This is a genomic window from Nitrospira sp., from assembly GCA_029194665.1.
GTDB lineage: Bacteria > Nitrospirota > Nitrospiria > Nitrospirales > Nitrospiraceae > Nitrospira_D.
Map to the genome: position 1 here is coordinate 374,316 of JARFXO010000005.1, position 22,354 is coordinate 396,669.

At 55.4% G+C, this 22,354-nt stretch carries 27 protein-coding genes; 9 read left to right on the plus strand and 18 right to left on the minus strand.

What is annotated here, in order from left to right; translation table 11 throughout:
- Positions 1–2,541 carry an ATP-dependent DNA helicase RecG gene (gene recG / locus P0119_17855; protein ID MDF0667911.1) on the minus strand — a complete coding sequence of 847 codons (2,541 nt, stop codon included), beginning with the start codon at positions 2,539–2,541 and terminating at the stop codon, positions 1–3.
- A gap of 132 nt (positions 2,542–2,673) precedes the next feature.
- On the opposite strand from recG, the gene P0119_17860 reads away from it, so the two are divergent.
- Positions 2,674–4,089 (plus strand): hypothetical protein, encoded by a 1,416-nt coding sequence (locus P0119_17860; GenBank protein MDF0667912.1) that lies wholly within the window; start codon positions 2,674–2,676, stop codon positions 4,087–4,089.
- A gap of 11 nt (positions 4,090–4,100) precedes the next feature.
- Here P0119_17860 and P0119_17865 read toward each other — a convergent pair whose 3' ends face one another.
- Positions 4,101–4,973: a hypothetical protein gene (locus P0119_17865; GenBank protein MDF0667913.1), complete on the minus strand. Its 873-nt coding sequence runs from the start codon at positions 4,971–4,973 to the stop codon at positions 4,101–4,103.
- A gap of 116 nt (positions 4,974–5,089) precedes the next feature.
- Complete coding sequence (locus tag P0119_17870; GenBank protein MDF0667914.1) at positions 5,090–5,509, minus strand: DUF393 domain-containing protein; 420 nt, start codon at positions 5,507–5,509, stop codon at positions 5,090–5,092.
- 130 nt (positions 5,510–5,639) lie between these two features.
- Between P0119_17870 and P0119_17875 the strand changes: the two genes are divergently transcribed.
- Together P0119_17875 and P0119_17880 are read left to right on the plus strand one after the other, a co-directional pair.
- Complete coding sequence (locus P0119_17875; protein ID MDF0667915.1) at positions 5,640–6,044, plus strand: IS630 transposase-related protein; 405 nt, start codon at positions 5,640–5,642, stop codon at positions 6,042–6,044.
- Complete coding sequence (locus tag P0119_17880) at positions 5,995–6,468, plus strand: IS630 family transposase (protein MDF0667916.1); 474 nt, start codon at positions 5,995–5,997, stop codon at positions 6,466–6,468. The genes P0119_17875 and P0119_17880 overlap by 50 nt, the downstream gene beginning before the upstream one ends.
- A gap of 311 nt (positions 6,469–6,779) precedes the next feature.
- On the opposite strand, the gene P0119_17885 is transcribed toward P0119_17880, so the two are convergent.
- The 14 genes from P0119_17885 to P0119_17950 form a co-directional block, all read right to left on the minus strand.
- Positions 6,780–7,847, minus strand: coding sequence for a methyltransferase (locus tag P0119_17885; protein MDF0667917.1), 1,068 nt, complete (start codon positions 7,845–7,847; stop codon positions 6,780–6,782).
- Positions 7,844–8,281 carry a hypothetical protein gene (locus tag P0119_17890; protein MDF0667918.1) on the minus strand — a complete coding sequence of 146 codons (438 nt, stop codon included), beginning with the start codon at positions 8,279–8,281 and terminating at the stop codon, positions 7,844–7,846. The genes P0119_17885 and P0119_17890 overlap by 4 nt, the downstream gene beginning before the upstream one ends.
- Positions 8,278–9,102, minus strand: a complete 825-nt coding sequence (locus tag P0119_17895; GenBank protein MDF0667919.1) for a tetratricopeptide repeat protein — start codon at positions 9,100–9,102, stop codon at positions 8,278–8,280. Before P0119_17895 ends, P0119_17890 begins: the two co-directional genes overlap by 4 nt.
- A complete protein-coding gene (locus tag P0119_17900) occupies positions 9,099–9,701 on the minus strand; it encodes a hypothetical protein (GenBank protein MDF0667920.1) in 603 nt (200 codons plus the stop codon). Before P0119_17900 ends, P0119_17895 begins: the two co-directional genes overlap by 4 nt.
- Before the next feature lie 47 nt (positions 9,702–9,748).
- Positions 9,749–9,988 carry a hypothetical protein gene (locus P0119_17905; GenBank protein ID MDF0667921.1) on the minus strand — a complete coding sequence of 80 codons (240 nt, stop codon included), beginning with the start codon at positions 9,986–9,988 and terminating at the stop codon, positions 9,749–9,751.
- Between the two features lie 163 nt (positions 9,989–10,151).
- On the minus strand, positions 10,152–10,682 hold the full coding sequence (locus tag P0119_17910) for a TlpA disulfide reductase family protein (protein ID MDF0667922.1): 531 nt from the start codon (positions 10,680–10,682) through the stop codon (positions 10,152–10,154).
- A 159-nt stretch (positions 10,683–10,841) separates the two neighbouring features.
- Complete coding sequence (locus tag P0119_17915; GenBank protein MDF0667923.1) at positions 10,842–11,195, minus strand: PilZ domain-containing protein; 354 nt, start codon at positions 11,193–11,195, stop codon at positions 10,842–10,844.
- A 20-nt stretch (positions 11,196–11,215) separates the two neighbouring features.
- Positions 11,216–12,646: an amidophosphoribosyltransferase gene (gene purF / locus P0119_17920; GenBank protein ID MDF0667924.1), complete on the minus strand. Its 1,431-nt coding sequence runs from the start codon at positions 12,644–12,646 to the stop codon at positions 11,216–11,218.
- A gap of 21 nt (positions 12,647–12,667) precedes the next feature.
- A complete protein-coding gene (gene purL, locus P0119_17925; GenBank protein MDF0667925.1) occupies positions 12,668–14,905 on the minus strand; it encodes a phosphoribosylformylglycinamidine synthase subunit PurL in 2,238 nt (745 codons plus the stop codon).
- Between the two features lie 184 nt (positions 14,906–15,089).
- The gene (locus P0119_17930; GenBank protein ID MDF0667926.1) at positions 15,090–15,428 is read right to left on the minus strand and encodes a hypothetical protein; all 339 of its coding nucleotides are present in this window, start codon (positions 15,426–15,428) and stop codon (positions 15,090–15,092) included.
- A 571-nt stretch (positions 15,429–15,999) separates the two neighbouring features.
- Positions 16,000–16,257 (minus strand): type II toxin-antitoxin system RelE/ParE family toxin, encoded by a 258-nt coding sequence (locus P0119_17935; GenBank protein ID MDF0667927.1) that lies wholly within the window; start codon positions 16,255–16,257, stop codon positions 16,000–16,002.
- A 6-nt stretch (positions 16,258–16,263) separates the two neighbouring features.
- Positions 16,264–16,518, minus strand: a complete 255-nt coding sequence (locus P0119_17940; GenBank protein MDF0667928.1) for a type II toxin-antitoxin system Phd/YefM family antitoxin — start codon at positions 16,516–16,518, stop codon at positions 16,264–16,266.
- 421 nt (positions 16,519–16,939) lie between these two features.
- Positions 16,940–17,260: a hypothetical protein gene (locus P0119_17945; protein ID MDF0667929.1), complete on the minus strand. Its 321-nt coding sequence runs from the start codon at positions 17,258–17,260 to the stop codon at positions 16,940–16,942.
- Between the two features lie 42 nt (positions 17,261–17,302).
- Positions 17,303–17,656 (minus strand): hypothetical protein, encoded by a 354-nt coding sequence (locus P0119_17950; protein MDF0667930.1) that lies wholly within the window; start codon positions 17,654–17,656, stop codon positions 17,303–17,305.
- Between the two features lie 814 nt (positions 17,657–18,470).
- Between P0119_17950 and P0119_17955 the strand changes: the two genes are divergently transcribed.
- The 5 genes from P0119_17955 (at position 18,471) to P0119_17975 (ending at position 20,435) form a co-directional block, all read left to right on the plus strand.
- The gene (locus tag P0119_17955) at positions 18,471–18,701 is read left to right on the plus strand and encodes a restriction endonuclease subunit S (protein MDF0667931.1); all 231 of its coding nucleotides are present in this window, start codon (positions 18,471–18,473) and stop codon (positions 18,699–18,701) included.
- Positions 18,702–18,791: 90 nt separating this feature from the next.
- The gene (locus P0119_17960) at positions 18,792–18,998 is read left to right on the plus strand and encodes a type II toxin-antitoxin system HicB family antitoxin (protein ID MDF0667932.1); all 207 of its coding nucleotides are present in this window, start codon (positions 18,792–18,794) and stop codon (positions 18,996–18,998) included.
- Positions 18,995–19,216, plus strand: a complete 222-nt coding sequence (locus tag P0119_17965) for a type II toxin-antitoxin system HicA family toxin (GenBank protein ID MDF0667933.1) — start codon at positions 18,995–18,997, stop codon at positions 19,214–19,216. The genes P0119_17960 and P0119_17965 overlap by 4 nt, the downstream gene beginning before the upstream one ends.
- A 308-nt stretch (positions 19,217–19,524) precedes the next feature.
- Positions 19,525–20,019: a nucleotidyltransferase domain-containing protein gene (locus tag P0119_17970; protein ID MDF0667934.1), complete on the plus strand. Its 495-nt coding sequence runs from the start codon at positions 19,525–19,527 to the stop codon at positions 20,017–20,019.
- A 44-nt stretch (positions 20,020–20,063) separates the two neighbouring features.
- Positions 20,064–20,435: a HEPN domain-containing protein gene (locus P0119_17975; GenBank protein MDF0667935.1), complete on the plus strand. Its 372-nt coding sequence runs from the start codon at positions 20,064–20,066 to the stop codon at positions 20,433–20,435.
- A 91-nt stretch (positions 20,436–20,526) separates the two neighbouring features.
- Here the strand turns inward: P0119_17975 and P0119_17980 are convergent, their stop codons facing one another.
- Positions 20,527–21,465 carry a cation diffusion facilitator family transporter gene (locus P0119_17980; GenBank protein MDF0667936.1) on the minus strand — a complete coding sequence of 313 codons (939 nt, stop codon included), beginning with the start codon at positions 21,463–21,465 and terminating at the stop codon, positions 20,527–20,529.
- Between the two features lie 438 nt (positions 21,466–21,903).
- On the opposite strand from P0119_17980, the gene P0119_17985 reads away from it, so the two are divergent.
- On the plus strand, positions 21,904–22,161 hold the full coding sequence (locus tag P0119_17985) for a hypothetical protein (protein MDF0667937.1): 258 nt from the start codon (positions 21,904–21,906) through the stop codon (positions 22,159–22,161).
- Positions 22,162–22,354: the final 193 nt, after the last annotated feature.

The following is a 22,354-nucleotide window of genomic DNA, read 5'->3' on the forward strand; positions in this document are numbered from 1 at the left end:
CTAGCTTATCGATCCAAGTTCGAGCTTCTTCTCCCATTTCCTCAGCATCGCGTCACGCAACCCTTGATGGGCCGGCTCTTTCAATCCTGGGTCGGATTTCAACAGCGCAAACGCTTCCTGCCTGGCCTGCTGCAGCAGGTCACCGTCTCGCACCAGATTCGCCACGCGAAACTCCGGCATCCCCCATTGGCGCAACCCAAAAAACTCTCCAGGGCCTCTGATCCGCAAATCCTCCTCGGCGATGACAAATCCATCGTTTGACCGGACAAGCGCTTCTATGCGCTCCCTTGCCGAAGACAGGGACTCTCCACTTCCCATGGAACGTCTTCTCAGCTGTGCTCTCCCCACCGTCAGATTCTGAGTCATCAAGAGGCAATAGGATTGCTGGTCGCTCCGCCCCACGCGTCCGCGCAACTGGTGCAGTTGCGCGAGGCCAAACCGCTCGGCATGTTCGATCAAGATGATTGTCGCATTCGACACATCGACTCCGACTTCGATCACCGTGGTCGCGACCAACACCTGGATCGTTCCAGCCTTAAAGTCGGCCATCACCGTTTCTTTTTCGGTCGCTTTCATGCGACCATGCAGCAGTCCGACACGGAACTCGGCAAATTCCCCGTTCTGTAACTGCTCAGCGCCCTGAATCGCGGCCTGGAGGTCGGTCTTTTCCGATTCTTCCACCAGTGGATAGACCACATAGGCTTGTCTTTCGGCACGCAATTCATCGCGCACAATGTGATAGGCTCGCCGCCGCTGCCCTTCATTGAAAAGCAACGTGCGCACCGGCTTGCGTCCTGGCGGCAGGACATCGATCACCGATACATCGAGATCGCCATACACCGTCATGGCCAATGTCCGAGGAATGGGCGTGGCCGTCAAGACAAGCACGTCCGGGTTGTAGCCTTTGTCGATCAATGTCTTTCGCTGCAGGACACCGAACTTGTGCTGCTCATCAACCACCGCCAATCCCAAGTTCTTGAACCGCACCCCCTGTTGAGTCAGGGCATGAGTTCCGATTGCCACCTGAATGTCGCCCGACGCCAGCCGTTCAGCCTGTGTCTTTTTCACCGAAGCTTTCTCTCCCCCGCGCACAAGAATCGTGCGAAGTCCAAGAGCCTCCAACGTTCTAGAAAGATTTCGATGGTGCTGTTCCGCTAGAATCTCGGTCGGCGCCATCAGCGCGGCCTGATAGCCTGAACCACAGGCCATTACCAGCGCATGCAAGGCGACTGCCGTCTTTCCGGACCCCACATCGCCCTGTACCAGGCGATTCATGGGATGCGACGAAATCATGTCCCGAAATATTTCGCGAACGACTCGATCCTGTGCCGCCGTGAGACGAAACGGCAAGAGACGGCCGAGCTGTTGTAAGAGAGCTGTCCGTGGATTGAACCGCAGTTCCTTCGGCTCTTCCTGTACCGATCGATGTCTGGTCGCTAAGGCCAATTGGAGAAGAAGCAGTTCTTGGAACGCCAATCGTCGATGCGCCGGCGTCTTCCCTCGCTCAAGGAGCTGGAGGTCGGTGCCGGTTTTTGGGAAATGCACATCGTGCAAGGCTTCATGGATCGAGATCAGCCGCCGCCGCATCCGAAGAGGCACAGGCAAGTCCTCAACGATCTCAATCCCATGGTCCATCAACAGAGTCTTCACCAACATTCGCATCTGACGAGAGGTCCATCCTTTCGACTCGTGATAGATCGGAACGATTCGACCGACATGCACCGTCGATTCGGTACCTTCCCCGATGATTTCGTATTGCGCCACATCCATTCGCGGAACTATCCATCCCTGTTGCCCTGGAAGCACCCGCCCGCTCATCATCACGCGAGTCCCGACCGTAAGAATCTCCTCCAAATACGGTTGATTGAAGAACACCACCTGCATTCGACCGGACTGATCTTCGATGCCGACTTCCATGACGCTCAATCGCCGATGTCTTGTCCGCTTCGCCTTGCATGTTCCGATCACCCCACAAATCGAGGCGATCATCCCCGGGACGAGATTTCCGATCGGTGTCATGACCGATCGGTCCTCATAGCGCCACGGGATGGTCCAGAGGACATCCTCCACTGTCGTGATATGCAATCGCTGCAAGACATGGGTGCGCTTCGGCCCGACGCCTTTGACGAATCTGATCGGAAGATTCCAGAGATCGGATCTGCCGGCACCCGTCATTTCAGAGTGACCGGGAGGTTGCGCCGGCGAAGCGTTCATCCGAATAGGCTTCGGTTGATCAACCGCTCGAAGCGCCTGAATGAGCACCGCAGCCGCGTGCAATCGTCGACGTTGCTCAGCGAAGGGGAGCGCCGACTGAAAATCGATGAAGAGATCGCGCAATGAAATCAAGCGGGCTTCAATGGCCTTGGGATAGACCTCTTGGCAAAGAGCAGCCAAGACTTGTGAGGAAATATAGGAACTCAGATTTGTGAGGGCCCTGAGGTGGGCGCAATCATCTCGATTCGCAAACTCGATCGGTCGTGCGATGCGATCCAACCACTCCTGAAAAGGCGTGTGTGGACTCGATTCAGTAGGAGTCCGCATATGATCGGATCGTAGCACAGCGTTTCTCACCGCTCAACGCGCCAGTAACCCTCGCATGCGAGCGCACAGCCTGGTTTCACCAGATTGCTTGGTCACATTTGCCTAGGGTGCTACACTCGACCTCAAGCACACATGTATCGTCGCAACATCAGACATATTCTGATACCGCTTGCAGTCGGCCTAGTTTCGGTGATCGGATACAACCTATTCTTGAGGCCTGTCCCGCCGCTACAGTCGGTGCAGCTCACAGAAACCATCGAGCCGATAGCTTCTCCTCCCGCTCCGCCGCAGCCGAGCTCGTCCGGAGGCGAGGAGAAATCTGTTCGCGTACTCGATCAAAGCGTGGTGCCGCCTAGCCCTCACGAGGGCCTCCTGGAAGCCATTCGCGATGAGATCGAAAAACATAACTTGTCCCTCGCCGAAACGAAACTGAAAGAGCTCCCTTCGGCTGTCCTGTCGGACGCAAACACCAAGCCCTTTGTCGCAACTCTGTGGAACAATCTCGGATTGCATCAGGAACGACTCGATGGCACTCAGCTTTCAGTCAAAGCGTTCAAGCGAGCTGCGGATCTTGACGACTCGAATCCCGTGATCCTCATGAATCTTGCCCATGCCTATTGGGAACAGCGAGACCGCGAACTGAATGCAGAATTCCTGATGAAATTGATGAAGGTAGCCCCCGAGGAACCGTTTCCCCATCTAGCCATGGCCGACTTATTACAAGAACAAGATGAACTGCAGGAAGCCGCGAAACACTTGGATCAAGCAGCCGGCCGAGCAAGGCATGACCCGAAATTGCAGTCATATCTGACCGCCGTCACAACGAAGGTTCGTCGCACTCAGTCGGTTGAATCCCGCATGACTGCGAGAAGCAGTACGCACTTTGTCGTGAAGTTCGATGGTGAGGAAGACCAAAGCACCTGGACCTCAGTCCTGGAGATTCTTGAAGAAGCCTATCGAGAGATTGGACAGAAGTTCGGGCATTTCCCCTCGAAACCAATCATGGTCGTCCTCCATGCAAAGGATTCGTTTCAACAGGCGACCGGAGGCCCGGCTTGGGCCGATGGCCTCTATGACGCGACTCTTGGACGCATCCAGATTCCCACTCAAGGGGCGACCACGGATCGGAAGTGGTTGGCAAGCGTGCTCCGTCACGAGTATGTCCACGCTCTGCTCCACGATCGTTTGGCAGCAAGCGGCGGGGCGATGCCGACCTGGTTGAACGAAGGCCTTGCTATGCAGTTAGCCGGAGATGCATGGCCAGAGCTTGATCAGGCCATGCAGGGAGATCTGAAGGTCATTCCTTTAACCTATCTGGAAGGCTCGTGGGGTGCATTGTCGGCCAGTACGTCGACAGTGGCTTACTTAGAGGCTAATTCGGCAACCGGTTACTTGATTGAGCGATGGGGGATGGTCGGCGTCGATGAATTGCTGAAGGCTTTACAAGCCAAGTCGACCATGGCTGCTGCACTTCAGAACAAGCTGTTTGTCTCCTACGATCAGTTCCACCAACAGTGGCTCGAGAGCTTCGAGCGAAGCCGGTCGTAACTATCTTCTGCTTAGATTGATCCCGCTGCGGACGCTTCTTGCGGTAGATCGGGCCAGGCGGGAAGTATATCGGCCTGATCGCCATGCGACTGCGCAGCCTCTTCATCGGTTCCCAATTGAGAGAGCTGATCTTCCCACAGCACTTTCTTTCCGCTGGGATCATACATGCGAATTCTGAAGTTGAAGGTGTGGGAATTCGCGGGTAGAATGCTGTCCGGCTGGATTGATCGACTCGCAATCGGCTGAGCTCGCGGAATTCGTGTACGGACGGTCGTAAACTCGTCCTCCCACACAAGCACGCCTGTCGCCGCGTCCATTGCGCGCAATAAAAACACCGGCTGTTCCGTAGTCGCTTCAACAAATTGTACCCAGGTAACGTTTGCTCGCCGCGGCAGTGCGACTGATACGGCCTTTCCCCCTGCCTTCCAGTCGGGTTGCACAAGATTGAGGCGGCCTTCCCATTGGAACACTCCAGTATTTGCATCGTATACCCGCAGCACGAAATTGGAGAGATCGGTTGCGCCACGGCCGACTCCACCCGCAAAAATCCGAGGCCCGCGGTTCGATGTCGCACCATCGCTTTCCTTGACGGCTAGTTCATAGATTTCATTGGACAAGATGTCGCCCGATTCAGCGTCATACACCTTAACCGCGATCGTTGAGACGGTGCCGATTTGGTACCCGAACCCTGCAGCTACAATCTCCCGCTTGTCTTCTGTCCCGATTTCGCCCCACGCATGGCCGATAGAAAATGAGAGACACAAGGCGAGTGAGACGATCCAGCTCAGAATCTGCGAGGAGTTATGGTAATCACGGCCCCGCAGTTGATCCGTCACATGGACTAGACCGGAAAAACTCGGCAACAGGTCCCATCTGCGTAACATAAACCCTCCTCAAAAGTTGAACGCATTCTGAAAGAGGGTTGGTCGTTCGTAAATTCCTCGCTGTAGGAAGAATCCCCTCGGAGGAGGGGGCTCGAAGAAGAAAGGAACCGCTTACGTCAGTTCTGCCGACGGAGGGGCGCGGTTTGACCAAACCATCGATACCGATGACGTGCAGTCACGCGATAACCCCATTCGGTCAGCCGCTTGGCAGGGGGGAACCGTAACCACCACAGGAGAAGCCTCCCACTTGGGAGGTCGGGGACAAGCGGGAGAAATGCGTCGAGCCCCTGGAGCACTTCTCCTGAGGGTTGAATCAGAAAAGCCGCATCAGGACGGCCAGAACGATAGTTCGGCCCCAAAATCCTCTTTGCCTCTTCGCTCTGATACGCAAGGAATCTCACGTCTGATTCTGCTTGCACAACTCTTAGCGCTTCAAGTTTCTGTTTTGTGGACACGCACAATCGGCATTCCCCATCGTAGATCAGTAGGCGGACTTGCGTGGAGGACCGGCCAGGAATCTGTTCCTTGATCTCCATGGTGCAGCAGGTTAGCACTTTCAGACCGAACGCAACAAGGCAACCATTGCCGACGTTTTCCGCTACAGTCTATATAGCCAAGCCCTCAATTACTGATGGACATTGACGGTGGACTTTGCGATCATGGGGCATGAGATGCTCATCAGATTTGCGCCAACGGGTCGTGGATTTTGTCCGGAGTGGTGGCAGCAAGGCCGAGGCGGCTCGGCGATTCAAGGTGGGCGAGGCCAGCGTCTACCGCTGGCTCAAGCCCGGCGGCCTAGCATACAAGCGTCCCGGCCCACAACGACCCCACAAACTGGATTGGGACGCCTTGCGTCGTCATGTGGAAGTCCATCCCGATCGGACACAAGCGGAGCGAGCACGGCATTTCCAGGTGTCCCGGCATTGCATCTGGAACGCACTCCACAAACTGGCGTTGACCCATAAAAAAAAGGATCGGGTACCAGGAGCGCGATCCGCAGCAACGGAAACAATTCCTGCGCCTGCGCGAGCGGTTCTTTCGCCGTGGCAAACGACCCGTCCATATCGATGAATGCGGGTTTGCGTCGTCGACGGCGCGGCGGTATGGGTACGCACCGAAGGGTCACCGCGTGGACGGCCTGGTCTCCGGGCAGCGCCGGCCACGGACCTCGCTGATTGCGGCCCGTATGGATGGGCGATTCGAAGAACCACTGCTGTTTGAGGGGACGTGCGATACGGTGGTCTTCAACACCTGGCTCAAGACGAGGCTGTGCCCGCGTCTCAATGCCCAGCACCTCGTGATCATGGACAACGCGGCCTTTCACACATCGTCGGAGACGGCGGCGCTCATCGAGGCCACCGGCGCCACGCTGCTGTTCCTGCCGCCGTACTCTCCCGACTTTAACCCGATCGAACAGGACTTCGCTGCCCTCAAGAAACGCAGGGAATACCATGAAACCGCTACCCTCGATCAGATCGTGAAGGCCTATTCATAACTATGGGCTTAGCTATAGTCTTTAGATGAAACAAACCGCCTTGCTGAATCTGCTGATAGGCACCCTTGTCGTCGAGACGGGATTTTTCCTACTGGGCAACGACACATCCACAAGACCAGGTATGGCTTGGAGAATCGGCTTTTTCATTCTCGTGCCTCTGGCACTCGCGGTATTGATTTGGCTTTGCTTCCGATGGGCTGCCATGGCTTGTGTGTTCTACGCCACGATCGGATTGGCACTGGACATGGCGACAATCATTCAGATTCTGACAAAAGATTCCGAGGTGGGGGCATCCTTGATAGCCAACGTTGTCAGCGGGCTCTTCTACTTCCTCTTGATTGTATTCGGCGGACGGTCGTTTTTGGATGTGGGCCATGGGCCGACGCCTCGAGAATCCCGCCCTCCCAATCCTCCGTCCCCTTCTTGATGGGAAGCGATTTGACTGCAACGAATCCGGCATCTTTCAACCACTTGACTGTCTCCGAGGCTGAATAGGTATTTCCGCCTTCCGTAAACAATAACATCGACACAGCAAATAAACTTGCTTCGACTGGGTACAAACCTTCGCGATCGTGGAGAAATGCGTCTTGGATGATAAATCGACCACCGGGCGTTAATGAGGCCAAGGCCCGGCGAAAGATAGTCTGATTCTCCTCGGGCGAATAAATATGCAGTACATTCGAGTACCAGATCACATCGTACATACCAGGAATTGGTTCCTTGGAGAAATCGAGCGGAAGATATGAGAGTCGCCGCCTCGCTTTGTGTGTGCCGGCGATTTCTTTGGCGACCTCAAGAGCGGGTTCTCGATCACAGACGGTCGCGTGAAGTGTTGGGTTCCTGGCGAGAAACGCCATCGCGTAGGTGCCTGGCCCTCCACCGAGGTCCAGTAGTGTTTTCGCGCGACCCATGTCAACTTGCGCAGCAATCGCCGGGGCAATCTCCAAGGTCCTATGGTGCATGGCCCACGTGAATTGTCGGCGGTAGTCCGGACTGTCGGGAACATCATGGTCGATCGGCAAGCCGCTCCGCACGGATTCCAACAGTCGTACCCAGTCCACCCAATGGCGTTCGATTAAATTCAAATAGCCACCTCGATATGCGCGATGGTCGGCATTCAGCGCTGTTGCCCCAAGCCGGCTATTCTTATAGCTGATTCCTCTTTTCTGTAATATCCCGACCGCTGCAAGATTCCGACAGAGGATGCTCAAACCCCTTTCGCTGACCTTGAGTTCCTTGGCAAGATCAGGGATCACCCACGATCGGTCGCCGACAGTTGTAAAGAGATCCAGCTCCAGCGCGGCCAACAACACCCGCGGCAATCGATAGGCTGAGACAGCGTCCCGAAATTCGTCGAATGTCGTGATTGGTTGGGTCACGATACGTTTCCGATTTGGCGACAGCACCACCGCAGGAGGTCTTCTACCTTAGCGCGATTCTCCAGATCGACGGGCCGTGCAAACGTGACCGCCACGAACTCATCGGTCATTTCGGTGTCTTCAACAAACCCGGACTGAAGCAGAATCGCGCGATATTTGGAAACAGCGGGCTGAAGGAAGTACTTGGCCTGTTTCGCGACTTCATCGGTTCCTAAATCCTCCGGCGTTCCTTCCGACATGAGCGCGATAACCTCGTCCATCGCCACCCCATACTGGCAAAGGACCTTCCCATCCGGCCTGACTTCTAAGAGCCAGCCGTCTCCACCAAGATCCATGACGAGCGGACCGTTGGGTTCCAATTCGTAGAACTGGGGGAAAGCCCGCATCAGGTCAGCACGAAGCTGGGTCCATGCTGAGGAAGCCGGCTCGGTCATGCCTGTATCCCTCGACGAGGCCGCGACTGATACCAATCGGGGAGGCGGGCACGAAGTGTTTTGAGGCGTTGTGTGTTTTCTTCCAGTTTCGGCAGGCGATACTTACGATCCATGTCCACCACCTGTTCGAGAAGCTCTGCTGCATCCTGCAAGCGCCCCATTTCCTCATAACATTGAGCCAGCACGTATCTGGCTCCACCGGCACGAAGCTCATCGCGTAATCGCTCGGCGACCGATTGGCTGGTCTGGCAACAGGCAATGGCTTCATCGTAGCGCTTTTGTACCAAGAACGTGCGGCCTATCATGCGCCAGGCGTCCGCGACACCACCCAGATTACTCAGCCGACGCATTAACTCCAACGACCGTTCGTAAAACTGAATCGCCTCTTCAAACTGGCCGGTTTCACGAGCCACCAAACCAAGGTCCGAAAACAGGACGGCCTGGGCCGGTTCATCATGCGTCTTGGTCATGAGGTCGAGGGCCTCCAAATAATAGGCCCGTGCCCGATCCCATTCCCCGGCATCGGCCCGGAGATTCCCCAAATTTGCCAGCGTCGTCCCGATTCCCTTTTCGTCACCGAGGACTGTTTGCAGTTCCAAGACCTCCTGATAATGTGCCTGCGCAAAATCCCGCCGTCCGCTGACGGCACAGATGTTACCCAGGTTACCAAGGGTGGCGACCAGAGCCCGTTGATCACCGCTCAGCCGATCATACTCTAAGGCCTTGGCGTAACAGGTATAGGCCTCCGTGTAGTATCCTCGTGAGAAGTGCTCGTTGCCTTGTCGATTCAATTCTTCGGATAGGCTGTTACGCAATGTCATGACGTCACTGACAAGAGCTGTTCCACCTGCTGCTTGCCACCGATAAGGATGGAGCTGCCGTCTCCGACCAGCAGACTATCGAAGTTGTATTTCAGAAGACGGCGAAGTCCCTCTCTGGCCTTTGCGAGGTCTGCATACTTTTCCCCAGGGAGCATGCGCAGGGCCCCTGGCGGTTTGCCGATCAACGCATCTCCTACGACCAGCACACCTCGCCCCCGTTCGATAAACAACGCGGATTCTCCCGGAGACTTCTGATCCTTCAGATGGATAGCCCAAATCCCACCAGGTAATAACCCACCGTCTTTGTAGGTCGTCGTTGGTTTCACATCCATCTGGGCGGCATCAGCTTCCGGCACTCGCAGCTGACACTTGAGCTCTGCCTGATAGGCTGCAGCCTCCCGGACATGATCTCGGTTCGTGATGATGATGTAGTCGATCGGCTCATGTCGGCGGACGACCGCTCTCGCTTCGGCCGTCATCGGAGGTGGGTCTACCAAGATCTTATGTTCCCCGCTCACTAGAAGTAAGCCGTTGAAGTCGAGCTGCTTCTCGTCGGAGAACCATGACCATTGCCAGATGTCGGGCAAGATTTGTTTCATAGCAGGGATCGACGGCTTATCATCGAGAATTCATGACACTACAGAAATCACAGAGCCGCGATGGCGCCCTTGATTGTCCTGGCGACCTTCGTCCGGATACTCGTGTCGTTAGGCAAGTCGATCATGTCGTCTTCCGGCACAGTGATAAATTTACGATTTGAACCTTTCGTCAGCGAAATCAAGAACATGCTGTTCGAGGGTGTGACAGGAATCACGACTTGGATGGACCCGTCAATTTCCTGTACCACTTCCAGAAATTTTTGTTTCCCTTCCTCCATCTCATCCATCGCTTCTTTGTCTCCTCACCATTTCATTCCTCCACTCCCCGCAGGTCGATAGGCGAGGTTTCTCCCCTGGGCGCATCGACCGAGCACCGACCTCATCTTCATACTGCAATCAATTCCCGCGTGCGCAGGCGGCGAGCAAGGAGAAATCTCGGCTGTCGACCTGTTACATCCTATTGTCGCCCGCCAACAGCTTCTCAACCTCTGCAACAATCACGTCGGCTCCCGCCAAGTCCATATTGCCGACTCGCTGCCAGCGGATGACTCCATTTTGGTCGATCACGTACACATTTGGGATAAACTTTCCCCCACCGTACAGTTTATCCGTCACCTTCGCTGGATCTAACAGGTAGGGATACGTGATCTTGACCGGGAAACCAGATAAGAATTCTCCGACCTCCCGTTTCGCATTGCCCGATGAATTGACACCCAACACCGCCACGTTCCTGCCTTGCGTAGACTCATGGACCTTCTGCAAGGCGGTCCCCTGTATCATGCAAGGCTCACAGATGTGAAAGAGTCCCAGCACCACAACTTTACCTTTATAGGACTGGAGCGATACGGTTTCACCGGTGATAGCAGTAAGGGCGAAGGATGGGGCATTCTCTCCTACCTTGAATAATCCCGCCGCGGAAACCGGTGCCGTAGACAGTACTGAGAAGACCAGCAACCCAAACGCCAGTATCAGTCGTCTCATCACGACCTCCTCTTCAACGAACACTCATGATCTCACAAACGCTCGACCATGATGCTTGTCGTCATAGTACAACCGTTACCGCTGCTCGAACAATCAGCCATTGGATGTAGCATCCTACCATGGCAATTTTTTGAGCAGCAACCGTACGCAGAGGGAAAACTAATCTTCGGCAGGGCCTTCACGCTGGTTCAACATATCCTCGAGTTGTTCCTTGGTCCTACCCCCAAATCGAACGAACTCGAGTCCAAATCGATCATCATTCTTCCAGCGGACGACGGCACGGGTGATGACAATCGGAGGCCTAGCCTCAGGAGCTTGTACACGGAGACTTAGACCGGCTCCGATAGGGGGCTGCGCATGACTCTGGATTTCACATCCGGCAATCGTGAGATTGGTCACCGTTCCATGGCCTGATCCCTCATCCCCCGTGAAGAAAGCGGGATAGTCGACCGGCACTCGACGTCTACCTCGTGGCTGCAGCGCGTTCTTGTCGTCTTTCTCTGGAGGCGTCATGCCTTCCGCACAGAAATCACTCAGTGCGCTGATTCGAACAAGCCCAGTTGAAGCTCTTCTGCGCGGGTAAATGGGATGGGATAGCGCTCCGTAAAACAGGCCGTACAGTATTGACTGGGCGTCCTTGGAGCGGATTTCAACATGCCGTCAAGGCTGAGATACGCCAAACTGTCGGCGGTGATGTACTTGCGGATTTCTTCCGTTGAGTGATCGGAGGCGATCAGCTCTTTTTTCGTCGGTGTGTCGATTCCGTAAAAGCAGGGCGAGATGATCGGCGGTGAGCTGATCCGCATGTGGACTTCTTTCGCCCCTGCCTGTCGGATCATCTTGACGATCTTGCGGCTCGTCGTGCCACGAACCAACGAATCGTCGACGACGACCACCCGTTTCCCATCCAGCAATTCGGGCATTGCATTCAGCTTCACCTTGACACCGAAGTGGCGAATCGATTGTTCCGGCTCGATGAAGGTCCGCCCGACATAGTGGTTGCGGATCAACCCCGTTTCAAACCGGATTCCCGCCCCTTCGGAATAGCCAAGCGCGGCCGGCACACCGGAGTCGGGAACGGGAATAACGACATCGGCTGGTACCCACGACTCCTCAGCTAACTGCCTTCCTAGCGCCTTGCGTGTAGCATAGACGGCATTTGCCCCAAAGATTCGACTGTCAGGCCTGGAAAAATAGACATATTCGAACACACACATGGCCGGATCCTTCTTCGGAAACGGATGGTGGCTGTCGAGCCCTTGATCGCTGATGACAATCAGTTCGCCCGGCTCCACCTCTCGAACATACTCGGCATCGAGCAAGTCAAACGCGCAGGTCTCGGAGGCCACAATCCAACTGCTGCGCAAGCGTCCGATGCACAGCGGCCTGAGGCCGTAGGGATCACGAGCGGCGATAAGACCGTTGTCGGTCATCAACACCACCGAGAACGCGCCTCGTACCTGACTCAAAGCATCGATGATCCGTGCGAGAAAAGAGTTTGCTCGCGAGTGTGCGATGAGGTGGATAATGACCTCGCTGTCGGATGTGGACTGGAAGATCGCCCCGTAGGCTTCCAATTCGTGCCGGAGCATCTGCGCATTGATGAGATTGCCGTTGTGAGCCAAGGCCAAATTCCCGAGCGCGAAATTCACGGTCAACGGCTGAACATTCTTCAAATCGTGGCCCCCGGTAGTGGAGTAACGATTGTGACCGATGGCCATATGGCCGGGCAGTTTCTCCAGCACCGATTTGTGAAAAATGTCGGCGACCAGGCCCATGCCTTTCTGCATGAAGAATTGGTCGCCGTCTCCCGCCACGATCCCGGACGCCTCCTGTCCACGGTGCTGCAGCGCGTACAGTCCAAGGTACGTCAGATTAGCGGCTTCTTCATGGCCGTAGACACCGAACACAGCACATTCGTCGTGAAATTTATCGGGCGAGGCGATCGGCAGTTCTTTGATCATGATTCTTCGCAGTCCACAAAACTAGACTTGATTCAGCGCTCGCTCCAAAGAAAAAACCCATCGATCGTGCAACATCGCCACAGGTTGATCGATCATTGGTTCAGTCGAACCCTCGTCTCCCACAGACACGATCAGCCGTCCGCCGGTGACGGTTCCCATTATTTCAACCGGGACACCGAAACGCCTCGCATGATTGAGAATGGGCTGACGATGGGCAGGCTTTGCAGAAACCACCACTCGCGACTGACTCTCGCCGAAAAGCACGGCGTCTTTTCGGAGCCGGCCTCTGGTCAATCTTACCACAGCACCCAGAGCCCGATCAGGTCCGGAGATACAGCTTTCCGCCAATGCAACGGCGACACCACCTTCCGAGCAATCGTGTGCGGACTGCAGCAGCCCATCACGAATCAGCGATAGCAGGCAATCATGGAGAGCCTTTTCCGTATTTAGATTCAAATAAGGTGGCGATCCCTGTTCGCGAGCATGAGCGACCTTGAGATACTCCGATCCACCCAAATCCTCGCGTGAGGAGCCTAATAGGATAATATCGTCGCCTTCCTGCTTAAACCACTGGGTCATCGCCCGTTCAACGTCATCGATCAGCCCGACCATGCCCAGCATGGGGGTTGGGTAAATAGAGAGCCCATTGGTTTCGTTGTAAAAGCTGACATTCCCGCTCACGATGGGGATTTGAAAATGCTCGCAGGCATCTTTCATCCCTTCGATCGCCATGGCGAACTGCCACATGATATCCGGCCGCTCCGGGTTGCCGAAATTGAGGCAATCCGTCAGACCGATCGGCACGGCACCAGAACAGACAAGATTTCGTGCCGCCTCGGCCACGGCCAACCGGGCTCCTTCATAGGGATTCAACAGGCAATAGCGGCTGTTGCAATCCACCGTCATTGCCACAGCCTTCTTCGTGCCCTTGATGCGCACCACCGCCGCATCGGACCCCGGTCGTACCATGGTGTTCGTCCGCACCATATGGTCGTACTGCTCGTACACCCACTGCTTGCTGGCGATCGTCGGAGCCTCCAGCAAGGCTAGCAATGCTACATTCGCATCTTTCACATCGGAAATGGCGTCGTAGTTCAGGTTCGTCAGCATATCTTGATAGGCCGGCGGCTGGTAGGGCCGTTCATATCGAGGCCCGTCGTCAGCCAATGCCTTCGCCGGAATCTCTGCGACAACCTTGCCCTGATCCAGGACACGCAAGATACCATCGGCCGTCACTTTCCCGACCACGGCGACATCCAGATCCCACTTCCGGCAAATCTCGAGGCATTCGTCTTCCTTGCCGGCTTTCGCCACCATCAACATACGCTCTTGAGATTCAGACAACATGATCTCATAGGGCGTCATACCAGCCTCACGCCGAGGTACGACGGTGAGATCCAACTCGATCCCATTGCCGGCGCGGGAGGCCATTTCGCAGGAAGAACTCGTCAGCCCCGCAGCACCCATATCTTGAATCCCGACGAGCAGATCGCGTTCCATCAGTTCGAGACAGGCTTCCAGCAACAATTTCTCCGTGAAGGGATCACCGACTTGGACGGTCGGCCGCTTCTGTTCTGATTGATCATCGAACGAATCGGACGCCATCGTTGCCCCATGAATCCCGTCGCGACCCGTCTTTGAGCCGAAATAGATCACGGGATTCCCGACGCCGGCAGCCGTGCCACGGAATATCTTGTCCTGACGGGCAAGACCGAGACAAAACACATTGACCAGCGGATTGAGGGCATAAATGTCATTGAAGACGATCTCGCCTCCCACGGTCGGAACTCCCATGCAGTTACCGTAGCCCGCAATGCCGGAGACGACCCCTTTCATGAGATGGCGATTCTTGGGCGAGTGCAATTCTCCAAATCGCAGTGAATCGAGCAGCGCGACCGGCCTCGCCCCCATGGTAAAGATGTCACGCAAAATTCCACCGACTCCCGTGGCAGCGCCCTGATAGGGCTCGATGAACGACGGATGGTTGTGCGATTCCATTTTGAAGACCACGCACAGCCCGTCGCCGATATCGACTGCTCCCGCATTTTCGCCCGGCCCTTGCACGACACGAGGCCCGGTCGTCGGCAGTTTCTTCAGGTGCACACGCGAACTCTTGTAGGAGCAGTGCTCGGACCACATCACAGAGAACATGCCGAGCTCCGTCAGGTTGGGCTCACGCCCCAGGATGTCGACGATTTGTTGATATTCATCGCCCGTCAGATTGTGCTGGGCGATGAGGTCCTTTGTGATGAGCGGCATACCGGCCTGCATTACGACGTCGCGGTCACAGCGAGAAAGACTTCCACGGGATATTCCGATCTATAGACTGTTCAGTGCCAGAAGACGCATACGGCAGTCTCAAACGTTGCGCAGCATGACCGGCGAGGCACGAGATCTCGCGCCTCGCCGCTGAGTTGACTTGAGATAGTAAAACCCAGTTTGTCTACTGTACTTCCACCTTAATGGCTGATTCAGCGGCTAAGGTTTCGTGGTCCTTATCTGCCGCCACGAGCTTAATCTCACGGGTCCCGGGTGGCATTCCCTTGACCGTCCCTTTCCATCCCTTCTGATATTCCCCATCTACGAAACAATGGACATGCGTCGCCTTGCTGCCCTTTGTCAGTTCATACTTCACTTCAACATCACCGCCCTTCAAGAGAGCCCCCTGTGTCGGACTGATTATCTTTACCTGACTGCCGTCATCTTCCGCAGCCCAAACATTGACACCAGCACCCAAGGTCAACAAACCAACTGCCGCCAATACTGCACCTACTCGTCCCATCGCGACCCTCCTCATTGTGAAAGAAATGTAAGACTGATGCGCACGAACCGACGCAATACTTTACCGCGACCACTTTCCATCTTCAATCCTCTCCACTGAGACTACAGATCCCAGCATAACCCACCGACGATTTCAACATCGATTGGTCCAGATGAAACAACAAGGCGTCCCCTTCGATAACGGCTTTGCTGTACGCAGGACGCTGTATCGCAAGCCGATCTGCGCCGCACATAACCTTTCGTCCCACTCACCGGCACCGTTCAAATCGTCTACGACTCGCGGTGCTCTTCCAACAGCTGACTGTGGCACAGTTATCTTCGCGAGATATCCCAGCGCACTCTTGTCCTATACAGCTTGTGCAGGGTGGATCGGTGAACAGATCGCAGGAATAGCCCCGCCCGTGCCAGTCTTGAACGACCTGGATGGTTGGGAGACACTGGGAATTTCCGAGGGGTGAGATAGGAAATTGAAGAAACACAGTAATGGATATGATCCCTGTTCGGCTGTCTCGTGCGCCGCACCATTCAGAGATCATTATAGCGAGACGAGCAAGGCTGTGTCCTCGAGCAGCTCACCGATACACTTCCTTTCGATCGTCGATCTTCACCACAAGGACGATCAGTTCCTTATCCTTAATCGTGTAGATGATCCGGTAGCTGCCTTCTCGTATACGGTAAAGATTGGTTTCTCCGGCGAGTTTCTGGATGCCCTGGGGACGAGGATTGTATTGCAGGGCTTTCAGGCGGGTGATGATTCGCTTCTGAGCCGCTTCGGCGAGCGCTTTGAGTTGACGTTCCGCAGGCGGGGCGAGAAGGACCGAGTAGGTCATGGAAGCTTAGAAGCCGAGATCCTTCAAAATCGCCTCCAGCGGCTTGGCGCTTTTCTTTTTCGTTTCAGCGAGTGCTGCCCGGGCATCGGCAAGATCTATCCGATCTTCTAATTCCTCCAAGAGGCGCAAGTCGTCGATCGGGACCACGGCGGCAATTTCTTTCCCGCGCCGCCGAACCACGACCCGCTCCTTTCCATACGCCGCACGATTGATCGTATCCGCAAAACCTTGTCGGGCCTTACTAGCAGGAAGATGTGCCATGGGTTCCTTCTTTGAAAGACATCCCCTATGTACTGAATGTACGAACTGTGCAAATTGTACTGTAGAGTCTCTTAGGCGGTCAAGGAGGGAAGTGGTAACAGTGTGAGCTTGGAGGGGACACGAACTCTTTTGTTGTGAGGTGGGGGAACTCTGGTTCTGAGTCAAGCCGAGGAACTCGTCCAAACCGTCGGGTTGCGGACTCTCGATGCCTTACATGTGGCGTCGGTTCTTACCTTCCAAGCGGCATCCGGTCTCGCGATTCCATTCATCACCGCCGATCTTCGGCAGCGGGACGCTGGAGAAAGGCTTGCCCTCAACCTGGTCTGAGTTGAGTAACCCCGCCGGCTGCCACTACAAAGCATGCCCCGCCTTTTTGTTCTTCCAGAAGGGGCTGAAATCACTCCCGCTGTTTGTGGTGGATTCACGCAGCCAGATCACGACACACACGAGATGCTTCCAGAAACGTTTTGGGGTGATACTTGTCGAATATTTCTTGTCGGACGATAAGCGGATGATAGCGGCGTGCTGGTTCCGCCTTTGAATCGTCTTCACACCACTGCTTCAAGCGCTCCCATTTTTGGACATCATCCAGGTCTTCACGCCCTTTAGTCTCAACAATCCAGTAGTCGGACTCGGTCTCCTTCACAACGAAATCCGGATAGTAGTTGCCGATACTCCCATCGGCCGTCCGATACTCAATTTTAAGGCTCAGACCGCCAGCTGCTTCAATTTCTCGCCGCAACGGACCGTTCTTTAAAGATGACAGTACCAGTTTGTTGTCGCCTCAGATGAGCTTGTTGGTCCAGCCGTGAGATTGACGCCGGGTTATTGCGTCAGCGGCAAAGAGCTTCTGGCCATTGAGATGCACGCGCGGTTCGTCGATCTGCTCAATGGACTGAAACGGTAAGACAACATTGGTCACTTCACTGCTCTTGCCATGCCAGAGCAGTTCCATTTCTGGCGCAGGAGAAAAAAGCAGAAGTCTGTATTTCGATGGGAGAGGCTCTCCTCGGTCGATCAATTCCTTGATCTGTTGCTTTTTCTGGTCACTTAGATCGAGCCGATGCCCATTAGACGGGAAAGCAGCTTCGTCGTTCGTTGACGTGTCAAGGATGCTGGCAGCGCGGCGGGCCTTCATGCTGCCCGTGCACTACCCAAACTTCATGCCGACGCGGCTATTTTTGAAAAGTGCAAGCGCTTGTGTGGTGGTGTACTGATGCCCCCAATATGCATTACGCGGCTCGGTAAAGAATACCGGCCACTAGGAAAAAGGAAACCCTGGCAGGAGTGATGAGAATTGAACCCGTCGCAACGGCGTAACCGGCGAGAGTCTTTTGAGGACGCTGGCAAATCACTTCACCCAACAGAACATGAGATCTTGGATGGATCGCCAAGGTTCCTCGCTCCCTCCCTCACCCCACACCAAAGATTGTGTGCAGCGAAGCGTTGGGCGCCTCGTAAGACGCCATCCCGCGCCTGCGCCGATTCATCCTCGATCTCGCTGTGCGGGGCAAGCTTGTTGAGCAAGATCCGAGGGACGAACCGGTGTCAGAACTGCTGAAGAATATTCAAGTGGAGAAGGAACGGTTAGTGAAGACCAAGGAACTCAGGAAGGAAAAGCCTTTTCCGAGAGTTGAAGACGACGAGATTTCATTTGCCTGACAATAACTTCACTTACATCGACGTGACTGCGATTAACAAGGAGGTCGGTTGCATTGCCGACCCGAAGATACTGTCAGCAAGCGATGCCCCCAGCCGAGCACGTAAAGTGGTGAGGACAGGCGATGTCCTATACTTCTGCGTCAGACCTTATCTTCTGAACATCGCAGTCATTGAGAACGACATTATTCCGTCGCCTATCGCAAGCACCGCGTTTGTGCTCCTCAACGGATTTGGTTTGGTGCTCTCAAAATATCTTTGGATCGCACTGCGAAGTCCGTTCATGGTTGAGTGTGTCGAGGGCAAGATGCGCGGCCTATCCCGCGATAAACGATTCAGACTTTGCCCAACTCCCGTTGCCCCTTCCACCCCTCGCCGAACAGCACCGCATCGTCGCCAAGGTCGATGAACTGATGGCAATCTGCGACAAGCTCGAAGCGCAGCTCACCACGACCCACACCGACAGCCGCCGCCTCCTCGAAGCCGTGCTGCACGAGGCGCTGGCTCCGGCGGTGGCGAGTTGAGGGGTACGCTGAGCGCCTGCTGGTTATTGTTGCAATGATGGTAAAGTTGCGGTACATGGACATAGGCTATGTTCGCGAGGGAGGTGAATCGTGAGACAGGTCATCATTTATCGTGGGGAGGATGACTATTGGGTGGCCGAGTGTCCAAGTCTGCCTGGCTGCTTAAGCCAAGGGAGGACCAAGGAGGATGCTGTAACAAACATCCGTGAGGCCATTCGTGGTTACGTTGCTGCGTTAGAGGAAGACAAGCTCGCCGTACCTGAAGAGCGCTTTGATGCGGTGCTGATAGCGGTATGAGCAAACTGCCGAGTATCTCGGGGCGAGCCTGTATTAAGGCGCTGGAGCGGGCGAGGTTCACAGTCCGGCGACAGGAAGGCAGCCATGTGATTCTTCGGCGCGATCAACCGTTCGGCCAACTCGTTGTCCCTGACCATAAAGAGCTGGACCGAGGGACGCTTCGTGCGATTATTCGTCAGGCCGATCTCACGGTGGAGGAGTTCCTTGGGTTGCTATAGGAAAACGCTTCTCGCGACCAGCGTTTCCTTTTCTTCTCGACCGATCCCGGCTTTTGTTCCAAATCTCGCTACCAGGCGTTTCTCAACATACTCTCTCTCCACAATTCGCCTCTAGCAAAAGGGTCGAACATCTTTGTCTGGTAAGCAACGCTCGATGTAGGACGCACCCCTACGCATCCGACTCAACTTGTGCGTCTCACCAGCCTCGCGTCTGTTCTGTTCATCCCCTCGCGCATCCGCTACAATGCAGGCATCGGGAACAACCGGCTACGCTGCGGCGGATCGTGAGAGAAACGAAAGGAGAAGCGATGCAGCGGGAGTATGAGCCACTGATGCAGGAGTTTCTTCGGTTGTTGCGGGAGGAATTCGGCGAGCGGGTGCGGTCTCTGCTGGTGTTCGGTTCGGTGGCGCGGGGAACCGCACGTCCGGACAGCGACGTGGATGTGTGCGTGGTCATCCGCGAGTTGCCGGTGAGCCGGTATCGGCGTCATCAGCTTTTAAGTCCGGTGTTGGAACGACTCCGACAGGGCGCCGCATACGAGGAACTGACTCGACGCGGGTATATGCCGGATATAGCGGCCATTCTCTACACCCCTGAAGAGTTTCAGAAGACCAAGCCGATCTTCCTGGATCTGGTGGAGGATGCGGTGGTGCTCCATGACGACGGGACCGTCAGGACAAAGCTGGATCAGCTCCGCGCGCGGATGAAGACGTTGGGCTCTCAAAAGATCGTTCTCGACGACGGCAGCTACTATTGGTTGTTGAAACCGGGGCTGCGGTTCGGCGAGGTGATCGAGTTATGACGAACCGCGAGTTCGGACGCGCCTAAATCGAGGATGCTCGCGTCATTCTCGCCGAAGCGGATGCGTCCCTGGAACGAGGCCACTTCCATCGCACCGTCAGAAAATGCCAGGAGTCCGTCGAAATGGCGCTGAAAGGGCTGCTGCGGGTGGCGGGGATTGAATACCCGAAAGCTCATCGGGTAGGCCGCGTGCTCGTAGAGTCGGCTGTGTCTCAGGTCGTTCCTGCAGAACGGCTTCGTGATATCGTGCGCATTGCTGATGAATTGGCCGATGCGCGAGAGGACGCCTTTTATGGGTCTGAGGAACAGTCTGCTGCGGAGCTGTTTTCCCGAGAGGATGCCGTCGATGCCCTTTCGAACGCCAGAGCGGTCGAGACCTTTGTTGCGGATTTGCTTCAGCGGTATGTTCGGCCATAACAGCCGCACTATCGACCACCTCCGTCACTGGTGGCGGGCCTTTCGTACTATTTTGATTTCAGCGGCGATGTCTGGAAGCAATCAGAATGGGTCAATGATGGTGCGCGAAGGTCTGTGTTTCGTGGTGGTGTCCGGTCAGCTTCCGAAGGTCGCAGTGGATGTCGTCGGGATCGCAGCACTCGGTTTCCAGTTGAATGGTCATGTGTTTGATGCCGAAATCCGTCGTGATCCGGTTTTGGATCAACTGTAGCAATTCCAGCGGGGTGCGATGATGTTCGATCATGACGTGGCTGGTCAGCATAACCAGCCGGGGCTCGACCGCCCAAATGTGCAGATCATGCACGTTCTTGACGCCGGGGATGGCTTCCATCGTGGCTGCGACATGGGATGCACTGATGCCCGGCGGTGTCGATTCCAATAAGACCTCCATCGATTCTTTGAAGATCGGCCAAGCTCCTCGGACGATCGCGCCCACCACCAGCAAGCTCACGAGCGGATCCAGGACCGTCCAACCTGTCAGGAAAATGGCCGCACCGCTGACAATGACGCCGAGCGACACCCAGGCGTCTCCGACCATGTGCCAGAATGCGCTCCGAATGTTCAGATCGTCTTCCGCTCCGTGCTGGAGCAGCAGAGCAATCCCAAGATTGGCCACGAAACTGACGGCTGCGACAGCCATCACCCATTCACCGTCGATGGGAACCGGTTGCAGGAGTCTTTTTACGCCGACGAGCGCGATGCCGCATGCAGTCAACAGGAGGATGAAACTGTTGAGAAACGCCGCGATGATGCCGGCGCGATGGTAACCAAAAGTCCGAGTTTCCGATGCTGGCCGGGCGGTGAGGAGATAGGCATAGAGGGCGAGGAAGAGCGACCCTTGATCGACGAGGTTATGGCCTGCATCGCTCATGAGACCGATGCTATTGAGTAGCCAGCCGCCGACAAACTCAGCCGCAATGATCACGGCATTGATAGCCAAGGCGAGCTGGAGCCGCGATCGGAGATGTGTGTACGAAGCCGATGCCGTCATGAATGACAGTTTCGCACGGGAGACGCGAGGCAGCAAGCCTTGCCGAAGGTTTCTATCAGGGAACAGGTTTGACGACCAACTTCTTTCGAGTACCGACGCGGCATTTTTTCTCTCCGCGCTGCCGATTCGCGTAAACCATTTGATCCATCACTGTGCAAAAGTGGTCCGAGTCCGTGCCAAAAAATGTTTCGACAATCGGGAAAGCGCTGTTGATGAGTAGACCCGCGAACTGCCTATTTCTACTGGACCGTGGATGTTCCTAGTGAAAGGAAGCGGTATTCATCAATGACTTGTGTTCCTACCCGCGACCTAATCGGGGAATTATGGGGTCTGGACTAGAAAGGAGTTTTGCTATCAGAAGGGAATGATCCACGGTATCGTTGTTGCTCTACAGGGTGTGAAGGCCGCTTCACACCCTGTATCGAGGAGGATGCGATCATGGCACTTTCGCAAGTCCCGGGCAGAGGAACACATCCTCAGTCGGTCGCAAATCTCGCCCTAGCACAAGTGACCTTGGAAGCGCTGCTCATGCCCAGCAGCAAAGTCGAGGAGGGGCGGTTACGAGTGATGCAGGACGGTCTGCAGGAGGAGCTGGATGATGATCCGTTGGGGCCTGCCAGAGGTATCGGCAATGGGCTGCGTCTCGCTGTTACTCTGTGGAGCTTCATCGCACTCGTTGTCCTCTTGATGCGGTAACCAGCCCCCAATCTAGCCTCAAATCCCTTACCCCTTCAGACTGCGTGCCTCTTCCCCGTCCGGACGTGTATTTCTGTTGCCTTGTGTAGTCTCAATCTCATTTTCGACATGGTGATTATGCGCGTATTTGTATGCAATGGAAAGAAAGAGTCGCTTTCTAAGGGGCGGAAGCCTTTTGAAAGAGCGAGCGAAT

What these genes read in the sequence shown, in the direction of transcription:
- recG (MDF0667911.1), bottom strand. Translation starts at nt 2,541, where the DNA reads ATGCGGACTCCTACTGAATCGAGTCCACACACGCCTTTTCAGGAGTGG.
- P0119_17860 (MDF0667912.1), top strand. Translation starts at nt 2,674, where the DNA reads ATGTATCGTCGCAACATCAGACATATTCTGATACCGCTTGCAGTCGGC.
- P0119_17865 (MDF0667913.1), bottom strand. Translation starts at nt 4,973, where the DNA reads ATGTTACGCAGATGGGACCTGTTGCCGAGTTTTTCCGGTCTAGTCCAT.
- P0119_17870 (MDF0667914.1), bottom strand. Translation starts at nt 5,509, where the DNA reads ATGGAGATCAAGGAACAGATTCCTGGCCGGTCCTCCACGCAAGTCCGC.
- P0119_17875 (MDF0667915.1), top strand. Translation starts at nt 5,640, where the DNA reads ATGAGATGCTCATCAGATTTGCGCCAACGGGTCGTGGATTTTGTCCGG.
- P0119_17890 (MDF0667918.1), bottom strand. Translation starts at nt 8,281, where the DNA reads ATGACCGAGCCGGCTTCCTCAGCATGGACCCAGCTTCGTGCTGACCTG.
- P0119_17895 (MDF0667919.1), bottom strand. Translation starts at nt 9,102, where the DNA reads ATGACATTGCGTAACAGCCTATCCGAAGAATTGAATCGACAAGGCAAC.
- P0119_17900 (MDF0667920.1), bottom strand. Translation starts at nt 9,701, where the DNA reads ATGAAACAAATCTTGCCCGACATCTGGCAATGGTCATGGTTCTCCGAC.
- P0119_17905 (MDF0667921.1), bottom strand. Translation starts at nt 9,988, where the DNA reads ATGGATGAGATGGAGGAAGGGAAACAAAAATTTCTGGAAGTGGTACAG.
- P0119_17910 (MDF0667922.1), bottom strand. Translation starts at nt 10,682, where the DNA reads ATGAGACGACTGATACTGGCGTTTGGGTTGCTGGTCTTCTCAGTACTG.
- P0119_17915 (MDF0667923.1), bottom strand. Translation starts at nt 11,195, where the DNA reads ATGACGCCTCCAGAGAAAGACGACAAGAACGCGCTGCAGCCACGAGGT.
- purF (MDF0667924.1), bottom strand. Translation starts at nt 12,646, where the DNA reads ATGATCAAAGAACTGCCGATCGCCTCGCCCGATAAATTTCACGACGAA.
- purL (MDF0667925.1), bottom strand. Translation starts at nt 14,905, where the DNA reads ATGCCGCTCATCACAAAGGACCTCATCGCCCAGCACAATCTGACGGGC.
- P0119_17930 (MDF0667926.1), bottom strand. Translation starts at nt 15,428, where the DNA reads ATGGGACGAGTAGGTGCAGTATTGGCGGCAGTTGGTTTGTTGACCTTG.
- P0119_17935 (MDF0667927.1), bottom strand. Translation starts at nt 16,257, where the DNA reads ATGACCTACTCGGTCCTTCTCGCCCCGCCTGCGGAACGTCAACTCAAA.
- P0119_17940 (MDF0667928.1), bottom strand. Translation starts at nt 16,518, where the DNA reads ATGGCACATCTTCCTGCTAGTAAGGCCCGACAAGGTTTTGCGGATACG.
- P0119_17950 (MDF0667930.1), bottom strand. Translation starts at nt 17,656, where the DNA reads ATGAAGGCCCGCCGCGCTGCCAGCATCCTTGACACGTCAACGAACGAC.
- P0119_17965 (MDF0667933.1), top strand. Translation starts at nt 18,995, where the DNA reads ATGAGCAAACTGCCGAGTATCTCGGGGCGAGCCTGTATTAAGGCGCTG.
- P0119_17970 (MDF0667934.1), top strand. Translation starts at nt 19,525, where the DNA reads ATGCAGCGGGAGTATGAGCCACTGATGCAGGAGTTTCTTCGGTTGTTG.
- P0119_17980 (MDF0667936.1), bottom strand. Translation starts at nt 21,465, where the DNA reads ATGACGGCATCGGCTTCGTACACACATCTCCGATCGCGGCTCCAGCTC.
- P0119_17985 (MDF0667937.1), top strand. Translation starts at nt 21,904, where the DNA reads ATGGCACTTTCGCAAGTCCCGGGCAGAGGAACACATCCTCAGTCGGTC.